This is a genomic window from Streptomyces sp. 17_S59 (genome assembly GCF_056930295.1).
In genome coordinates, this window is the sequence record NZ_JBXOWD010000001.1 from 2156043 (window position 1) to 2171993 (window position 15951).

At 72.0% G+C, this 15951-nt stretch carries 15 protein-coding genes and 2 tRNA genes; 2 read left to right on the plus strand and 15 right to left on the minus strand.

Features of this window, described 5'->3' with window-relative positions:
- Positions 1 to 5 precede the first annotated feature (5 nt).
- From AC1Z4A_RS09555 to AC1Z4A_RS09600, 10 genes are all read right to left on the minus strand, one after another.
- Entirely contained in the window at positions 6 to 1973 is a 1968-nt protein-coding gene (locus AC1Z4A_RS09555; protein WP_483677454.1) for a S53 family peptidase, read from the minus strand.
- 281 nt (positions 1974 to 2254) lie between these two features.
- Positions 2255 to 2327: transfer RNA gene (locus tag AC1Z4A_RS09560), tRNA-Ala, on the minus strand.
- 150 nt (positions 2328 to 2477) lie between these two features.
- A complete protein-coding gene (locus AC1Z4A_RS09565) occupies positions 2478 to 2711 on the minus strand; it encodes a hypothetical protein (protein ID WP_483677455.1) in 234 nt (77 codons plus the stop codon).
- 120 nt (positions 2712 to 2831) lie between these two features.
- A tRNA-Ala gene (locus AC1Z4A_RS09570) sits at positions 2832 to 2904 on the minus strand.
- Positions 2905 to 3051: 147 nt separating this feature from the next.
- On the minus strand, positions 3052 to 3705 hold the full coding sequence (locus AC1Z4A_RS09575; protein ID WP_483683547.1) for a histidine phosphatase family protein: 654 nt from the start codon (positions 3703 to 3705) through the stop codon (positions 3052 to 3054).
- Entirely contained in the window at positions 3702 to 4139 is a 438-nt protein-coding gene (gene rsfS / locus AC1Z4A_RS09580; RefSeq protein ID WP_483677456.1) for a ribosome silencing factor, read from the minus strand. Before rsfS ends, AC1Z4A_RS09575 begins: the two co-directional genes overlap by 4 nt.
- A 109-nt stretch (positions 4140 to 4248) precedes the next feature.
- Positions 4249 to 5865: an LCP family protein gene (locus AC1Z4A_RS09585; RefSeq protein ID WP_483677457.1), complete on the minus strand. Its 1617-nt coding sequence runs from the start codon at positions 5863 to 5865 to the stop codon at positions 4249 to 4251.
- Between the two features lie 35 nt (positions 5866 to 5900).
- Entirely contained in the window at positions 5901 to 6512 is a 612-nt protein-coding gene (nadD, locus tag AC1Z4A_RS09590; RefSeq protein ID WP_483677458.1) for a nicotinate-nucleotide adenylyltransferase, read from the minus strand.
- Between the two features lie 55 nt (positions 6513 to 6567).
- Positions 6568 to 6729, minus strand: coding sequence for a hypothetical protein (locus tag AC1Z4A_RS09595; RefSeq protein WP_483677459.1), 162 nt, complete (start codon positions 6727 to 6729; stop codon positions 6568 to 6570).
- A gap of 122 nt (positions 6730 to 6851) precedes the next feature.
- Positions 6852 to 7022 (minus strand): hypothetical protein, encoded by a 171-nt coding sequence (locus AC1Z4A_RS09600; protein ID WP_483677460.1) that lies wholly within the window; start codon positions 7020 to 7022, stop codon positions 6852 to 6854.
- Positions 7023 to 7137: 115 nt separating this feature from the next.
- On the opposite strand from AC1Z4A_RS09600, the gene AC1Z4A_RS09605 reads away from it, so the two are divergent.
- Positions 7138 to 8271, plus strand: coding sequence for a M48 family metallopeptidase (locus AC1Z4A_RS09605; protein ID WP_483677461.1), 1134 nt, complete (start codon positions 7138 to 7140; stop codon positions 8269 to 8271).
- A 24-nt stretch (positions 8272 to 8295) separates the two neighbouring features.
- Here AC1Z4A_RS09605 and AC1Z4A_RS09610 read toward each other — a convergent pair whose 3' ends face one another.
- From AC1Z4A_RS09610 to proB, 5 genes are all read right to left on the minus strand, one after another.
- Positions 8296 to 9354, minus strand: a complete 1059-nt coding sequence (locus AC1Z4A_RS09610) for an SCO2583 family membrane protein (RefSeq protein ID WP_483677462.1) — start codon at positions 9352 to 9354, stop codon at positions 8296 to 8298.
- Between the two features lie 173 nt (positions 9355 to 9527).
- Positions 9528 to 10163, minus strand: coding sequence for an SCO2584 family spore wall biosynthesis protein (locus AC1Z4A_RS09615; RefSeq protein ID WP_483677463.1), 636 nt, complete (start codon positions 10161 to 10163; stop codon positions 9528 to 9530).
- Positions 10164 to 10228: 65 nt separating this feature from the next.
- Positions 10229 to 11527, minus strand: a complete 1299-nt coding sequence (locus AC1Z4A_RS09620) for a glutamate-5-semialdehyde dehydrogenase (RefSeq protein WP_483677464.1) — start codon at positions 11525 to 11527, stop codon at positions 10229 to 10231.
- 109 nt (positions 11528 to 11636) lie between these two features.
- Positions 11637 to 12122, minus strand: a complete 486-nt coding sequence (locus AC1Z4A_RS09625) for a hypothetical protein (RefSeq protein ID WP_483677465.1) — start codon at positions 12120 to 12122, stop codon at positions 11637 to 11639.
- A gap of 342 nt (positions 12123 to 12464) precedes the next feature.
- Positions 12465 to 13604 carry a glutamate 5-kinase gene (gene proB, locus AC1Z4A_RS09630; protein WP_483677466.1) on the minus strand — a complete coding sequence of 380 codons (1140 nt, stop codon included), beginning with the start codon at positions 13602 to 13604 and terminating at the stop codon, positions 12465 to 12467.
- Positions 13605 to 13866: 262 nt separating this feature from the next.
- Between proB and AC1Z4A_RS09635 the strand changes: the two genes are divergently transcribed.
- Positions 13867 to 15900 carry a hypothetical protein gene (locus tag AC1Z4A_RS09635; protein ID WP_483677467.1) on the plus strand — a complete coding sequence of 678 codons (2034 nt, stop codon included), beginning with the start codon at positions 13867 to 13869 and terminating at the stop codon, positions 15898 to 15900.
- The last annotated feature ends 51 nt before the right edge of the window (positions 15901 to 15951 follow it).

Below are 15951 nucleotides of genomic sequence, written 5' to 3' on the forward strand. Positions count from 1 at the left end.
CGTGGTCAGCGGTGCTGACGGGGCACGTACGAGGTCACATAGCCGTCGCCCGGGGTGCCGACGCCGGTGACGTTGTCATAGCCGACGGTCGCGGACAGCGAGGTGTCGCCGCCCATGCTGCGCAGCGAGGTCACCAGGCCGCCCTTGTCGTCCACACCGTTGGCGTAGTCGACGCGGATGACGCCGAGCCCCTGGCCCTGGCCCAGCGGGTGGTCGGTGACGTCGTGGTACGCGGCGGTGCCGTAGCGGTCGTAGATGCCCGGGTTCGCAAAGCCGATCGGCACGCCGTGCCGGGCCTGCTGCGCCAGGGCCTGGACGCCCGCGATCACCGGAGCGGCGAGCGAGGTGCCGCCGATGCGGTACTCGTCGTACTTCTGGGAGCCGTCCGGGAAGGTCTGGGTCTGGCCGACCAGGAAGCCGGTGCTGGAGTCGGCGACGGCCGCGATGTCCGGCTCGACGCGCATCGGCTTGGCGGTGCCGTTCGCCTTGGACAGCGCGTCCGGCACGACGCCCCGCTGGTAGAAGGGCTGCTCGTAGGCCTTGCTGGTGCCGCCGCCGGCCCCGCCGGTGAAGGCGCCGGGGAAGCCCTCCCAGGTCAGGCCGTCCTTGGACAGGTTGGCCTTGTGGGTGCCCCAGCCGGTCTCCCACAGGTACTTGTCGCCCTTGCCGACGGCGAGCGAGGTGCCGCCGACGGAGGTGACCCAAGGGGAGTTGGCGGGCGTGTCGACCTGCTTCACCCCGTGCTTGACGGTGTTGTCGCCGTCGTCGCCGGAGGAGAAGTAGAAGCCGATGCCCTCGACGGCGCCCTGCTGGAAGAGCTGGTCGTAGGCGGCGGCCACGTCGGGGGTCTCGTTGGTCTCGATGTCGCCCCAGGAGTTGGAGACGATGTCGGCCAGCCGCCCGTCGACGATCTTGTGCAGGGAGTCGATCAGGTCGTCGTCCTGGCAGGAGGAGCCGGCGACGTAGACGACGTTCGCGTCCGGGGCGACGCCGTGGAGGGCCTCGATGTCGAGGGTCTCCTCGCCGTACCAGCCGGCCGCGTCGCACTCCTTGGGGTCGGCGTGCGTCCAGTTCGCGGGCAGCACCTGGGAGAACTGGCCCTTGCGGTAGGGCTTGTCGCCGTTGCGCTTGGCGTACTCCGAGATGTCCTTGGCGATCGTCGGCGAGGCGTACGCGTCGGTGATCGCGACGGTCACGCCCTTGCCGGTGAAGTTCTTGGCCCCGTACACGGCGCGCAGCTGCTTGCCGGTGTAGCCCTTGATCGCGTACGGCACGTGGCCGCCGAAGGCCGAGGGGAGGCTGTCGTTCACCTTGGAGCCGTAGTACGTGGAGAACGGCCCGGCGTTGCGGAAGGCCGAGCTGGGGCCCGGCAGGGTGTCCTGGTGACGGGCGAGCCGGGGGGCGTTGTTCAGGCCCACGACGGTCAGCACGGCGCCGTCCAGGGAGGCGGGCACGGAGGCCGTGCGGGACGGGGCGTGGTAGGTCTTCCCGTCCTTCACGTAGTCGTGGAGTTCGGTGCCGAACGCCTTCTGGGCCGCCTTGGCGTCACCGGTCACGGTGACGTAGTGGTCGTTGGTGCCGGTCACCTTGAGGCCGGAGGACTTCAGCCAGGCGGTGACCTTGGCTATCTGCTCCTTGGAGACACCGAAACGTTCCTTCGCCTGCTGGGCGGTGAGGTACTTGCCGTACGACGGCGACTTCGGGTCCGAGACGGCACGGGCGTAGTCGGCCAGCCCCTTGGCGTCGCGGCCGGCCAGGTAGACCCGGGCGGTGACGGCGTTGTCCGAGGAGGTGGTGCCGCGGTCGGCCTGGTCAGTGGCCCACTGCGGCTTGGTGCCCGCCAGCGCCTGCCGGTGCGGCGGGACGGTGTCGGCGTGGGCGGCGGGCGTGCCGAGGGCCAGGGCCCCGGCGACCAGGGGCAGCGCGGCCGTCAGGGACAGGCCGGTGCGCACTCTGGAGCGACGTGAAGTCAAAGGAAAACCCCCATTGATGCGTATGGTCACGTCACTCTGTCGATGAACAGTTCATCCATGGGGCATGTGTTCGCCAAGAAATGATCAAGGGAGCGCCAGGAACCGGCAAGCAACACCCTTGCAAGGGTGGTTTGTTGGGAAGTGCGGGACTGAAGAGGCGCCGGGGGAAGGGGGGTTGTGGTACGCGCCGGGGTGCACTCGCCGGACCGGGGCCCCGTCCCGCCGGAGCCGCACACAACAGACGAGAGGGCCGCCCTTGCGGACGGCCCTCTCGTTTCCTGTGGAGCTAAGGAGAATTGAACTCCTGACCTCCTGCATGCCATGCAGGCGCTCTACCAACTGAGCTATAGCCCCTTGTTTTGTTTTCCGCCGGGTTTCCCTCGGGCTTCCCTTCCGGTTCCCCCTGGCGACACGGATTACATTACACGGACCTACCCCCCATCTGCCAAATCGATTCCCCGGGCGGACCGGCCCGGCCCTCTTTGGGGGGATTTGCGGACGGACCTACGCCGCGACGAAGGAGTAGAACCGCTTCAGCGCGCAGTGCTCGTCGAGCAGCCGGCCGTAGATCGGCTCGCCCTCGAGTTCGCGGTAGGTCTCGATCGGGTCGCCTTTTATGATCAGCGCGCGTGCGCACTCCACACACCAGTACTGATAGGCGGAGTTGAGCGGCTCCATGTCGCGGACGATCGGCGTGCCGCTGCCGCACCAATCGCACTTCCGGCTGTGAGCACCCATGGGCAGCCCGTTCCCTCCCCTTCGGCCCGCGTGGCCCCGACTGTCCGATTCTGCCACGAGACCCCGCGGGAACAGCAACGATCCCGCCCTCTGAACCAGAGGACGGGATCGTCTCGACTGTGGAGCTAAGGAGAATTGAACTCCTGACCTCCTGCATGCCATGCAGGCGCTCTACCAACTGAGCTATAGCCCCGCTGTTCTCGGCTCCCCCGGAGGTTTTCCCCCGCGTTCCCCGCGAACAAGAAGAACTTTAGCCTGCCACCAGCCCGGATGTGAAATCGGGCCTCAGGAGCCTCCCGGCGACAGGCCCGGCGGTGCTCAGCCGTCGCTCGGCCGTCGCTCAGTCGTCGTCGCCGAGGACCGGCTCCGGCAGCGTCCCGGCGTTGTGCTCCAGCAGCCGCCAGCCCCGGGCACCCTCGCCCAGCACCGACCAGCAGCAGTTGGAGAGGCCGCCCAGGGCCTCCCAGGAGCGCGGCTCCAGGCCGAGCAGCCGGCCGATGGTGGTGCGGATGGTGCCGCCGTGGCTGACCACGACGAGAGTGCCGCCGTCCGGCAGCTTCTCGGCGTGCGAGAGCACCACGGGGGCGGCCCGCTCGGCGACCTCGGTCTCCAGCTCGCCGCCACCGCGCCGCACGGGCTCGCCGCGCTTCCACGCCGCGTACTCCTCGCCGTGGCGCTCGATGATCTCCTCGTGGGTGAGGCCCTGCCACACGCCCGCGTACGTCTCGCGCAGCCCGGCGTGGGTGGAGACCTCGAGGCCCGTGACGGTCGACAGCTCGGTGGCGGTGTCCCGGGCGCGCTTCAGGTCGGAGGCGACGATCGCGTGCGGCCGCAGCGCGGCCAGCAGCCGGGCGGACCGGCGCGCCTGCGCGACGCCGGTGCCGGTCAGCTCGATGTCCGTGGAGCCCTGGAAGCGCCGCTCGACGTTCCAGGCGGTCTGGCCGTGACGCCACAGGACGATGCGCCGGCCCCGGCCGGCCGCGCTGCCGTTCAGCGCAGCTCTCCGTCGGCGGCTTCGGCGCCCTGGGCCCGGGCGTGCTCCTCGGCCTTGCCCCGGGTGGCGACGGCGTCGGCGGGCAGCCCGATCTCCGGGCAGTCCTTCCACAGCCGCTCCAGGGCGTAGAAGACGCGCTCCTCGCTGTGCTGGACGTGCACGACGATGTCGATGTAGTCCAGCAGCACCCAGCGGGCGTCGCGGTCGCCCTCGCGCCGGACCGGCTTGGCGCCCAGCTCCTTGAGCAGCCGCTCCTCGATCTCGTCGACGATCGACTTGACCTGGCGGTCACTGGGGGCGGAGGCCAGCAGGAAGGCGTCCGTGATCGACAGTACGTCGCTGACGTCGTAGGCGATGACATCGTGCGCGAGCTTGTCGGCGGCAGCCTGGGCGGCGGCCTGGATGAGCTCGATGGAGCGGTCCGTGGCGGTCACAAGCCATGCTTTCGGTAAAGAGGGTCAGTACACCTCAAGGGTCTCACGACCCACCGCGGGCGCTCCCGGGGTTATTTCCGGGCCTCGGTGCGCCCCCCTCCGGGGCCGGTCAGCCCTTGTAGTCCTTGCCCAGCACCACGGTGATGTCGGCGTTCCCCGCGCCCTTGCCCTTCTTCACGGCGCGGTCCGGCAGGCCCAGCGTCCTGGCGACCTCCTTGGCCTCGGCCGCCCGCCCGTCGTCCGCGTAGACCACGGAGGAGGCCGCCTCGGCCGAGCCCGCGGTGCCGGCGTCGAGGTAGGTGTAGCCGCCGTTGACCAGCGCGACCTGGGCCGTCCGGGCGGCGGCCGCGCCGCCCGAGGCGTTCCGCACGCCCACCCGGGGCGGTGCGTTCTTGCCGGCGTTCTTCACGGTGCCGCCCAGGACGTCCTTGACCACCTTGTCGGCGGCCTGGTCGCCCAGGGTCCCGTCCGGCTGCACGGGCAGCACGGTGGTCTCGTACGAGCCCTGCTTGGCCTTCGCCGCGAGGTGGGCCAGCGAGGCGCCGAGCTGCGGCACGGACAGCGAGGGGTCGGGGATCTGGGCGAGCGACTCCACGGTGGTGGTCGCCGCCCCGGGGTCGCTGGACACCTTCCGCAGCACGGCCTGCATGACCTGCCCGAACCGCGCCAGCTGCTTGTTCTGGTCCTCGCCCGGGGCCCGGTAGGTGGCGTAGGCGACCGCGGCCGGGCCGTGGAGGGTCTGGTCCTTGCCCTGGGTCACCAGCGGCCGGTCGCCCGCCTTCGGGTCGGCGACGGTGGCGTCCGTGTCCACGGAGATGCCGCCGACCAGCTCGACGAGGTTCTCCAGGTACGGAGTGTCCAGCCGCCAGCTGCCCTTGATGTCGGCGCCGAGCAGGGTGTTCAGGGAGTCCCTGGTGTCGCCGGTGCCCGCGTCCTGGACGGACTTGCCGAGCGTCGTGGCCCCGCTGCCGTCCCGGGAGACGGTGAGCGAGTTGGGCAGCAGCACCGTGGTGCCCTTCCTGGTCGTCTCGTTGTCGACCAGCAGGGCCGTGGAGCTGGCGCCGCCCCGGGTCTCCCGCAGGTGCACCACGATGACGTCGCGCTTCTGCCCGCCGCCCGCGGCCGCGCCGCCCTTCTTGGCGTCGTCGCCGGAGAGCAGGAACCAGCCGATGCCGCCGCCGACGGCCAGGACGAGCACCACCGCGAGGGCCACGATGCGGTTGCGGCCCCTGCGCTTGCGCTCGTCGCGGCGCTCGGTGCGGCTCTCGCTGAACTTGAGCCAGTCGATGACGTCCTCGGAGTCCTCGTCGGGCTCCTCGATGAACGAGAACTGCTCGGTGCGGTACGCCTCCGGCGCGGAATCCGCTGCGGTGCCCGGCGCGGCGTCCGGTGCGGTGCGCGGCTCCGGGACGCGCTCCTGCCGCACGGTCTGCTGCGGCGGGGCGGGAGCCCCGTCAGGGGCGGGCGCGGGGGCCTGGGCGGGAGCAGGGGCCTGGGCCGGGGTGGCGGCGGGGGTTTCGTACGAGGGGTCGTAGGGCTGCGCGTACGGGTCGTATCCGTAGCCGCCCTGGCGGGCGGGGGGCTGCTGCTGGAGGGGCTGACCGTACTGGTCGTACACGCGTTCGGGGGCGTCCGGCCGGTACACGGGTTGGCCGTAGGCGTCGTAGCCGTACACCTGCGGTTGTGCGTACGGGTCGTGCGCGTACGGGTCCTGTCGGTCGTTCACCAGTGCCCCTCGGTGCCCATCGGCCGAAAGTCGTCTCAGCCGTCGTGACGGTACAGCTTGCGCTTGTCGATGTAGCGCACCACACCGTCGGGCACCAGGTACCAGACGGGCTCGCCCCGCGCCACGCGGGCGCGGCAGTCCGAGGAGGAGATGGCGAGGGCGGGCACCTCGACGAAGGAGACCCGGTCCTCCGGCAGGCCGGGGTTGGCCAGTATGTGGCCGGGGCGGGTGACGCCGATGAAGTGCGCGAGCGAGAACAGCTCCTCGGTGTCCCGCCAGGTCAGGATCTGCGCAAGCGCATCGGCACCGGTGATGAAGAACAGGTCGGAGTTCTCGTTGAGGTCCCGCAGCTCACGCAGCGTGTCGGTGGTGTAGGTCGGGCCCCCGCGGTCGATGTCGATGCGGCTGACCGAGAACTGCGGATTCGACGCGGTGGCGATCACCGTCATCAGATAGCGGTCCTCGGCCGGGGACACCTGCTTGTGGCTCTTCTGCCACGGCTGCCCGGTCGGCACGAAGACGACCTCGTCCAGGTGGTACTGCGAGGCCACCTCGCTCGCGGCGACCAGGTGGCCGTGGTGGATGGGATCGAACGTCCCGCCCATCACTCCGAGCCGCCGCTTCACGGGCCCTGTCTGCTCTCCCATGCGTGCAGACCCTACTGGGCGCGCCTTCACGCCTGCCCCTCAGGGACCTTCCGGCTCAGCGGTCGCGGTTGAAGCGGGTGGTGACCCAGAGCAGGAGCAGCAGGATGACCAGGGCGGCGCCACCGGTCATGAAGGGGCTGATGCTCTCGTGCTCGTCCACGTGCTCGCTCTTGGAGGCGAGGTCGACGAGGGCGCTGTGGGCGGAGATGAGGTTCACGTCGGCAGGACCTATCCGGGATGGGATCGGGTGGAGACTTCTGCCACATCGTATGCGGGGCGTGCGGGCGCGCTCACGCCGACTCCGCGGGTCCGCCCGGCCGGATCGTTCCCGGGCGCCGCTCAGCCGTCCTTGCGGTAGCCGCGCAGGAGCAGCCAGGCCACGAGGGGGACGCCGATCAGGGAGACGATCAGCACGGTGCGCAGCAGGGCGCCGGGCCCCTGGTCGCCCTTGGACACGGCGAGGAACTCCGTGAACGCGGGGTGGGTGGCGAGGGCAGCGATGTGGGACATGCCTCCACGGTAGCCCTGCGGGCAACACGGCCTAGGCTGGGGTCCGGAAGCCGGGGGACGGGCCATGATCGAGCACATTGATCCAGTACTGATCCAGCCCAGGTAGGGGGTCTCGATGAGCGACGGCAACAGCGGCGGCGGCCAGGAGAAGCAGCAGAAGGACGGCGGCCACGAGCAGGTGCCGGGCCGGGAGCGCAAGCGCTTCCCGGACATCTCCTCGCGCGCGTACGAGCATCCGGCGGACCGGTCGGCGCTGGTGGCGCTGCGCAAGCTGAGCGGCTTCGACACCGCCTTCAAGGCGCTGAGCGGGCTGCTCCCGGAGCGGAGCCTGCGGCTGCTGTACCTGTCCGACTCCGTCCGGGTGGGCGAGCAGCAGTTCCCGCACCTGCACTCGATGCTGCTGGACGCCTGCCACGTCCTGGACCTGGAGAAGGTCCCGGCGATGTACGTCACCCAGGACCCGCAGCCCAACGCGATGTGCATCGGCCTGGACGAGCCGATCATCGTGCTGACCACCGGCCTGGTGGAGCTGCTGGACGAGGAGGAGATGCGGGCGGTCGTCGGCCACGAGGTGGGCCACGCCCTGTCGGGGCACGCCGTCTACCGCACGATCCTGCTGTTCCTGACGAACTTCGCGCTGAAGGTCGCCTGGATCCCGCTGGGCAACATCGCGGTGATGGCGCTGGTGACGGGCCTGCGCGAGTGGTTCCGCAAGTCGGAGCTGTCGGCGGACCGGGCGGGCCTGCTGGCCGGCCAGGACCTGCAGGCGTCGATGCGCGGCCTGATGAAGGTCGCGGGCGGCAACCACCTGCACGAGATGAACGTGGACGCGTTCCTCGCGCAGGCGGAGGAGTACGAGGCGGGCGGCGACCTGCGCGACTCCGTGCTCAAGATCATGAACATGCTGCCGCGCAGCCACCCGTTCGCGACGGTGCGGGCCGCGGAGCTGAAGAAGTGGGCCGAGAGCCGCGACTACCAGCGGATCCTGGACGGGCACTACCCGCGCCGGTCGGAGGACAAGGACACCTCGGTGTCCGACTCCTTCCGGGAGTCGGCGAACCACTACGCGCAGTCGGTGCGGGCGAGCAAGGATCCGCTGATGGGGCTGGTGCGGGACATTGCGGGCGGGGCGGGGGACCTCGGCGGTCGGCTGCGGGACACGTTTGCGGGGCGTCGGCCTGCGCCGAAGGCTCCGGAGGAGCCGGGGGACGAGCGCAAGGGCGGGGCGGGGGACGGGCCGCTGCCGTAGTGGTCCGAGCGGGTTTCTCTTGGGCTAACGCATGGCGCTCGGAGCCAACGCGCCGCATAGCGTCGCCATGGTCGGGCCCGTTGTGAACGGGTCCGTTTCGGCCGGGCCGGCGGGGCTTGCCTTCTGGCCGGACAGGAGCGGGCGGAGGTACGCCGCGTCGTCGGCCGAGCAGGACTGCGGGCCCGCCTGCACCGCGCTCTGCAGGACCTGCACATGGTGGTCCTGGAGGTCGTCGCGATCGAAGCGGAAGACCATCACCCGCCGTACGACGAACAGCGACGCCTCCGCCGGGCCCTTGGCCGGGCGGACGGCGTAGACGAAGGTGTGGTCGGCCTGGACCTCCAGGGCCGCCGGGGAGACCTCGCTGAGGGTGAAGGTGCCCTGGGTGCGCACCGTCGGGTCGGCGAGGGCGACCTGCCCGGGGTCGAAGCGGATCAGCCAGGCGGTGGCGGCGTGCCGCCCGTCGCTCGCAGGGTGGTCGAAGCTGCGGTCGAACTGCTCCAGCTGGGAGGGGGCCAGCAGCAGCCGTACGGGCCGCTGGCTGCCGCCCATGAGAACGCCCGGGTCCAGGGCGGACTTGACCGTGTACTCCTTGGCCGTGGCGAGCGCGGCCATGACGAGGCTCTCGGAGAAGTTCTGGGTGCGCCGCGCGGCCGGGAGGTTGATGCCCTCGGTGCCGTCGCGGAACTGCGCGGCGGGACTGTTGCCGAAGAGGTCCTTGGCGGGGCCGCCCGGCACGGGATCCCGCGGGGCGAGCGGGACCACGGCGCTGCGCAGCGGCTCGGCGGCGGGCGTCCGGGCCTCCTTGTAGGGGTGGCGCAGGCCCATGTAGACGGCCGTGCCGAAGGCGAGGGCGATCAGGATCACCAGGAGCAGCACCTGCCGGGAGGCGCTGACGCGGGCCCAGGCGTGCCGGGTGCGGACGGCGGGAGCGTGGTCGTCCATCCGCTCGCGCGCGGAGAACTCCCGGAGCCGGGCAGCGCGCACGAACGATTCGTCGAAGACGACGGATCGGTACTCTTCGTCGCCGCCTCCCGGGGCACCCTCGGGCGTGCCCTCGGGTGGGTCGCCAGGCCCACTCATATCTCAAGAGTAGGTCCGTATGGGCCCAGGTAAACGCGCAGGTACGCGACAAGTTCCGACGAAATTTCAAGCTGACCGAGGACCCCGGAAATCCCTGGCCAAGGGGGCGGGCGCACATCCACCGTCCGTCACCCGAACGGCGGGATGTCACTCGGTGTGACCGCCTCGCGGGCCTACCGGCGGGGTGGTGCGGCGGAGGCCACGGGGGGCTCGGAGTCGGCCGAGACCGACGGCAGGGGGGCCTGGCGCTCCCCCGCCGGGGCCCCCGGGGCGTCCACCCCGGAGGTGGCGGGCGGCGGGGCGGGGCTCTGCCGGCTGCCGGAGGAAACGCCGCGGTAGACGGCCGTGAAGGCGAGCGCGATCACGCCTATGCCCATGACCACGGCCAGCACCCAGGCCACCGGGCGGTGCCAGCGGGTGTGGCCGCGGTAGGGGCCGCGCGCGGTGCCGTAGCGCCCGTAGGGGCCGTAGGCGTCGTCCGGGTCGAGGTCGTGGGCGAGGCCCGGCGGCTCCCCGAGGCGGCCGTGGCGGCGGACGGCCGGGCCGCCGGGGCCGTAGCCCCCGGCGTCCTCGTACGGCTCGTCGTCGGCGGGGCCGCCGCCCGGCCGGGAGCGCGCGGCGTCGGCCTCCGCACGGGCCCGGTCGGCGGCCAGCCGCCGCTCGGCCGCGGAGGGCTCGTGGATCGCGGCGGACCGCACGAAGTCCTCGTCGAAGACCACGGAGGCGAACGGATCGTCCGCGTCTCCGTGGCGGTGGCTGTCGGGCTCCTCGCCGTCCGGGAACGGCTTGCCCCCCACGTCGTCCAGCACGCGTCCAGCGTAGACCCGAACCGGTCAATCCGCGCGGGTGGTACGGGAATTAAGGACTCCCGGAGCTATCGCACGTGCCCGTCGCCGGTGACGATGTACTTGGTCGAGGTCAGCTCCGGCAGCCCCATCGGCCCGCGGGCGTGGAGCTTCTGCGTGGAGATCCCGATCTCGGCGCCGAAGCCGAACTGACCGCCGTCGGTGAACCGGGTCGAGGCGTTGACCGCGACCGTCGTGGAGTCCACCAGCTGCGTGAAGCGGCGGGCGGCCGCCTGCGAGGTGGTGACGATCGCCTCGGTGTGGCCCGAGGTCCACAGCCGGATGTGGCGCACGGCCGCGTCCAGGTCGTCCACCACCGCCGCGGCGATGTCGTACGACAGGTACTCCGTCTCCCAGTCCTCGGCCGTCGCGGGCACGACCGTGGCCGGGGAGCCCTTCGCCAGCTCCACCACCCGCTCGTCACCGTGCACGGTCACGCCCGCATCGGCCAGCGCGGCCAGGGCGCGCGGCAGGAAGCGCTCGGCGATGTCCCGGTGCACCAGCAGGGTCTCGGCCGCGTTGCACACGCTGACGCGGCTCGCCTTGGAGTTGACGAGGATGTCCACGGCCATGTCCAGATCGGCCTCGGCGTCCACGTACACATGGCAGTTGCCGGTGCCCGTCTCGATGACCGGGACCGTGGACTCCTCGACGACCGTGCGGATCAGCGAGGCGCCGCCGCGCGGGATCAGCACGTCGACCATGCCCCGGGCACGCATCAGCTCGCGCACGGAGTCCCGGCTCTCGCCCGGCACCAGCTGCACGGCGTCGGCCGGCAGCCCGGCACCGCCGACCGCGTCCCGGATGACGCGCACCAGCGCGGTGTTGGAGGCGTAGGCAGAGGAAGAGCCGCGCAGCAGAACGACGTTGCCGGACTTCAGGCAGAGAGCGGCGGCGTCCACCGTCACATTGGGCCGGGCCTCGTAGATGATCCCGACGACGCCCAGCGGCACCCGCACCTGCCGCAGGTCGAGCCCGTTGGGCAGGGTGGAGCCGCGCACCACTTCGCCGACGGGGTCGGGCAGGGCCACCACGTCCCGCACGTCCTTGGCGATGGCCCGCACCCGCTCGGGGGTGAGGGTCAGCCGGTCGACGACGCTCTCGCTGGTGCCGGCGGCGCGGGCCTTCGCCACGTCCTCGGCGTTGGCCTCGACGATCTCCTTGGTGCGCACCTCGAGGGCGTCGGCGACGGCGAGCAGCGCCTCGTCCTTCGCCGCGCGCGGCAGTGGTGCCAGCTCGGCGGCCGCGGCACGGGCGCGGTAGGCGGCACGCAGGACCGGGGACTGCGGCATGGGGTCGGCGAGGGGGGAGGGGAAATCGCTGCTCATGGCCGCAGCCTAACCGGGCCGGGGCCGCGACCGGACGGCATTCCACTCCGCGGGACGGGCGGGACGGCCGGGACCGGAGCCCGGACGGTGCCGGGCCCGGTCGGCGCCGTCAGAACGGGTGCACCCCCACCGGGCTGGCCGGCAGCGGGCCGTGGCCCTCGGCGATGCGCTGGTGATAGGTCTCGCGGTCGATGACCTCGAGCCCCACGATCTCCCACGGCGGGAGCCGGGCCGTGGACCGGTGCTCGCCCCACAGGCGCAGCGCCACGGCCGCCGCGTCGTGCAGGTCGCGCGCCTCCTCCCAGTAGCGGATCTCGGCGTGGTCGTTGGCGTAGCGGCTGGTCAGGAGGAAGGGATGGTCGTGTGCGAGCTGCTCCAGGGCCCGCCGGACCTCCTTCAGCGGCGCCTCCTCGCCCGAGACGCTCAGTGTGACGTGCCACAGCCGCGATGCGTTCTCCTCCCCCGTGCGCTCCCCCGTCCCGCCTGCCGTCTCGCCTGCCCCGACGCTGGTCAGTGTGCGCTCCTCGCCCACCGCCCTGCGGGCCTGGGGGGTGCCCCCACCTCGAGGCAGCGCCCCTGGGCGCCCTCGTCTCACCGGCGGCCTCCTGTTGCTCGCTGCTCCGCACGCGGCGGAGCCGTGTGGTGCTGCGGGGCCGCGCAGTCCGCGAACGTCCCCGCATCAAAGTTGACCAGCCTGCGGGCGGCCGCGTGGCGGTTTTACGGAAAGGCCCCGTGGAAAGGCATGGAAAGGCTTCGCTTACTGCGGCTTTCTCGCCCGGGGGTGACGCCCGTCAGCCATGCGGCACGGGCGTCGCCGGAGCGCATCGGTGGTACGGCCGTCGCATCGCCGGACGGCGTCGGCGGACGGCCGTCACGTCGGCGGACGGCGTCGCCGGACGGCCGTCACATCGCCGGTACGGCCGTCCGCGGACGGCCGTCAGCGGTGCAGCACGACCAGGTCGTCGCGGTGCACGACCTCGCGCTCGTAGCCGGGGCCCAGCTCGCGCGCCAGCTCCCGGGTGGAGCGGCCGAGCAGCTGCGGGATCTCCCCCGCGTCGTACGCGACCAGCCCGCGGGCCACGGCCCGCCCCTCGGTGTCCCGCAGCTCCACGGGGTCGCCCGCGCTGAATTCGCCCTCGACCGCGGCGATGCCCGCCGGCAGCAGCGAGGCGCTCCCCCCGATCACCGCGCGCACCGCCCCCTCGTCCAGGGTCAGGGCGCCGCGCGGGGTGGAGGCGTGCGCGAGCCACAGCAGCCGGTCGGCCGAGCGGCGGCCCGTGCGGTGGAAGAGCGTGCCGGTGGTGCGGCCGCGCAGGGCGTCGGCGGCGTGGCTGGCGGAGGTGAGGACCACGGGGATGCCGGCGGCGGCCGCGATCCGGGCGGCCTCCACCTTGGTGACCATGCCGCCCGTGCCCACGCCGGCCTTGCCCGCGCTGCCGATGGAGACGCCCGCCAGGTCCTGCGGCCCGGCGACCTCGGCGATCCGCGAGGTGCCCGGGGTGCTGGGGTCGCCGTCGTAGAGCCCGTCGACGTCGGAGAGCAGCACCAGCAGGTCGGCGCGGACGAGGTGGGCGACGAGGGCGGCCAGCCGGTCGTTGTCGCCGAAGCGGATCTCGTCCGTGGCCACCGTGTCGTTCTCGTTGACGACCGGGACGGCGCCCATCGCCAGCAGCTGGTCCAGAGTGCGGCGGGCATTGCGGTAGTGCGCCCGGCGGCTGGTGTCGTCGGTTGTCAGCAGCACCTGGCCGACCCGGCGGCCGTAGCGGGCGAAGGAAGCCGTGTAGCGGGCCACCAGCAGCCCCTGGCCGACGCTGGCCGCGGCCTGCTGCCGGGCCAGGTCCTTGGGGCGCCGGTCGAGGCCCAGCGGCGCGAGCCCCGCGGCGATGGCGCCCGAGGAGACCAGGACGATCTCCTTGTCGCCGGACGCCTTGGCGAGCGTGTCGACCAGGGCGTCAACCCGGTCGGCGTCCAGACCGCCGCCCGCGGTGGTGAGTGACGAGGATCCCACCTTGACCACGATCCTGCGGGCCTCCGCGACCTCCCGCCGGAGCTGCTGCGACTCCCCTGCCCCTGTCAACGTTCGTACACCCCTGTGCTCGCCGATGCCGTGTCCCGACCGTGACCTCGGCCGGTGCTGTCCAGGACGGCCAATCTACCGTCTGATGATTGTGGTCGTTCGACCCTATTTTGTGAGGGTTGGCGTGATGGAAGATTGCTCCCGGACCAGCGGCCGTCATACGGTCGGTGGTCGACCGTTGTCCAGCGGGGGTCCGCGTGCCCATGACCGTGCCCACGACGGTTCCCCCCGATCCCTAGTCCTCCTGCCAGGAGCCCGTCCAGTGCCTTCTGCCGGAACAGCCTCCCGCCGAGCGGTCCAGCTCGCGGCGCTGCTCGCCATGCTGGTGTTCTTCGCCGCACAGCTCGTCGGTGCGCTGCTGCCCGCCGTACCGATCCTCATCACCGCCTCGGCGGCGGGCCTCGCGCTCGACCTCTATCTGCAGCACCGCGACCCCGGTCTGGTCGCCGTCCTCGGCAAGATCCGCTTCGATGTCATGGTGCGGCAGCTGCTGCGCGACATGCTGGTCCTGGTCGGACTGGTGCGGCTCACCGGTGACGACTCGCTGCGCGGCTACGTCCCCGTGGTCGCCGGGCTGGTCCTCTTCTACGGCGGGCACCTGGCCTGCCAGGCCACCGCGATCCTCGTCCGCCGCACCCGCACGCTGCCGTTCCTCACCCGCAACATCGACGCCTCCGGGCTGCGCCTGACCGCCGCCCCGCCGCGGCTGCTGGCCCGCCAGCACGGCCGCCGCCTGCTGCGCTTCGCGATCCCCGCCACGACCGGCCTGCTGGTCACCGCGGGCACCCACCGCGTGCTCTGGGCGGAGATCGGCATGGGCGTCGCCGCGCTGCTCGCCCTCGGCGGCACGGTCGTGCTGGCCGGCTGGCTGCGGCCCGCGAAGCGCATCGCCGGCGAGCAGCAGGCCCTGCAGTGGCTGGACAAGTGGCTGGACGACTACCGGCCCACCGTCGGCATGTACTTCTCCGGCGGCACCACCTCGGCCTACCAGGCCAACATGTGGCTCTCCACCCTCGCGGAGCTGGACGGCAAGCCGATCATCGTGCTCCGTGAGCGCTTCATGATGCAGAAGATCGAGGCGACGGACGTGCCGATCGTCTGCATCCCCAAGGTCGTGCACCTGATGGCGCTGGAGAAGTCCTCGCTGAAGATGATGCTGCACCCGGCGAACTCGGGTAAGACCTCGCAGGTCCTGCGCATGCCGTCGATCAAGCACGCCTTCATCAACCACGGCGAGAGCGACAAGCTCTCCAGCTGCAACCCCTACTCCAAGGCGTACGACGAGATCTGGGTCGCCGGTCGCGCTGCGCGCGAGCGCTACCAGCTCGCCGACATCGGCGTCGAGGACAAGGACGTCGTCGAGGTCGGCCGCCCGCAGCTGGCGCCGATCCGGCCGTACGCGGGTGCGCCCGCGGGTACGTACACCACCGTGCTGTACGCACCCACCTGGGAGGGCTGGGACGGCAACCCCGGCAACACCTCGGTCATGCTGGCCGGCGAGAACATCGTCCGCGCCCTGCTGGCCGACCCGGGCGTGCGCCTGCTCTACAAGCCGCACCCCATGACCGGCTCCGTCGACCCGCGCGCGGGCCGCGCCAACGAGCGCATCCAGGCCATGATCCGCGAGGCCAACGCGGGCCGCTCCGGCGCCCGCCCGGGCGCCGAGGCCGCCGCCGAGCTGGCGCGCCGCACGGCCGAGCTGGACCGGCTCACCACCAGCACCTTCCGCGACAGCGCCGACGAACTCGAGCGCATGCTGCTCCAGGGCACCCCGGAGCAGGGCCGCGCCGCGACCGTCGAGGCCGCGACCGCCGCCTGGGAGGACGCGTACTGGGCCTCCCTGCCGGAGTGGGAGCACCAGATCATCACGGACGCCCGGCCGGCGCTCTTCAGCTGCTTCAACGTGTCGGACCTGCTGATCAGCGACGTGTCGAGCGTCGTCTCCGACTACCTGATCAGCGAGAAGCCGTACGCGGTCGCGAACACCAGTGGCATGTCCGAGGAGGAGTTCCGGGCGAACTTCCCGACGGTGAGCGCGGCGACGATCCTCACGCCGGAGGCGGACGGCGTCGCCGGTCTCCTCGCGGCCGTCCGCGACCCCTCCCTCGACGGGCTGGCGGCCGCGCGCGCGGAGCTGAAGGTCGATCTGCTGGGTCCGTCCGACCCGCCGTCGCTGGTCCGCTTCAACGGGGCGGCGCTGGCGCTCGCGGCGAAGGCGGACGAGCGGCGCGCCCGCATGGACGCCCGCTCCTCGGAAATCCCCGGCCCGCGGGCGGGAGCAACGGTCACGGCGTAGCCGCGCGGGTCCCTTGCGGGGCGGGGCTGGGGTTTCTTTTCCCCACCCCGC

Bases quoted from the DNA above. Each gene is read 5' to 3' on its own strand.
- nadD (WP_483677458.1), bottom strand. From the start codon at position 6,512: ATGGGAGAGCAGACAGGGCCCGTGAAGCGGCGGCTCGGAGTGATGGGC.
- AC1Z4A_RS09605 (WP_483677461.1), top strand. From the start codon at position 7,138: ATGAGCGACGGCAACAGCGGCGGCGGCCAGGAGAAGCAGCAGAAGGAC.
- AC1Z4A_RS09620 (WP_483677464.1), bottom strand. From the start codon at position 11,527: ATGAGCAGCGATTTCCCCTCCCCCCTCGCCGACCCCATGCCGCAGTCC.
- AC1Z4A_RS09565 (WP_483677455.1), bottom strand. From the start codon at position 2,711: ATGGGTGCTCACAGCCGGAAGTGCGATTGGTGCGGCAGCGGCACGCCG.
- AC1Z4A_RS09600 (WP_483677460.1), bottom strand. From the start codon at position 7,022: ATGTCCCACATCGCTGCCCTCGCCACCCACCCCGCGTTCACGGAGTTC.
- AC1Z4A_RS09610 (WP_483677462.1), bottom strand. From the start codon at position 9,354: ATGAGTGGGCCTGGCGACCCACCCGAGGGCACGCCCGAGGGTGCCCCG.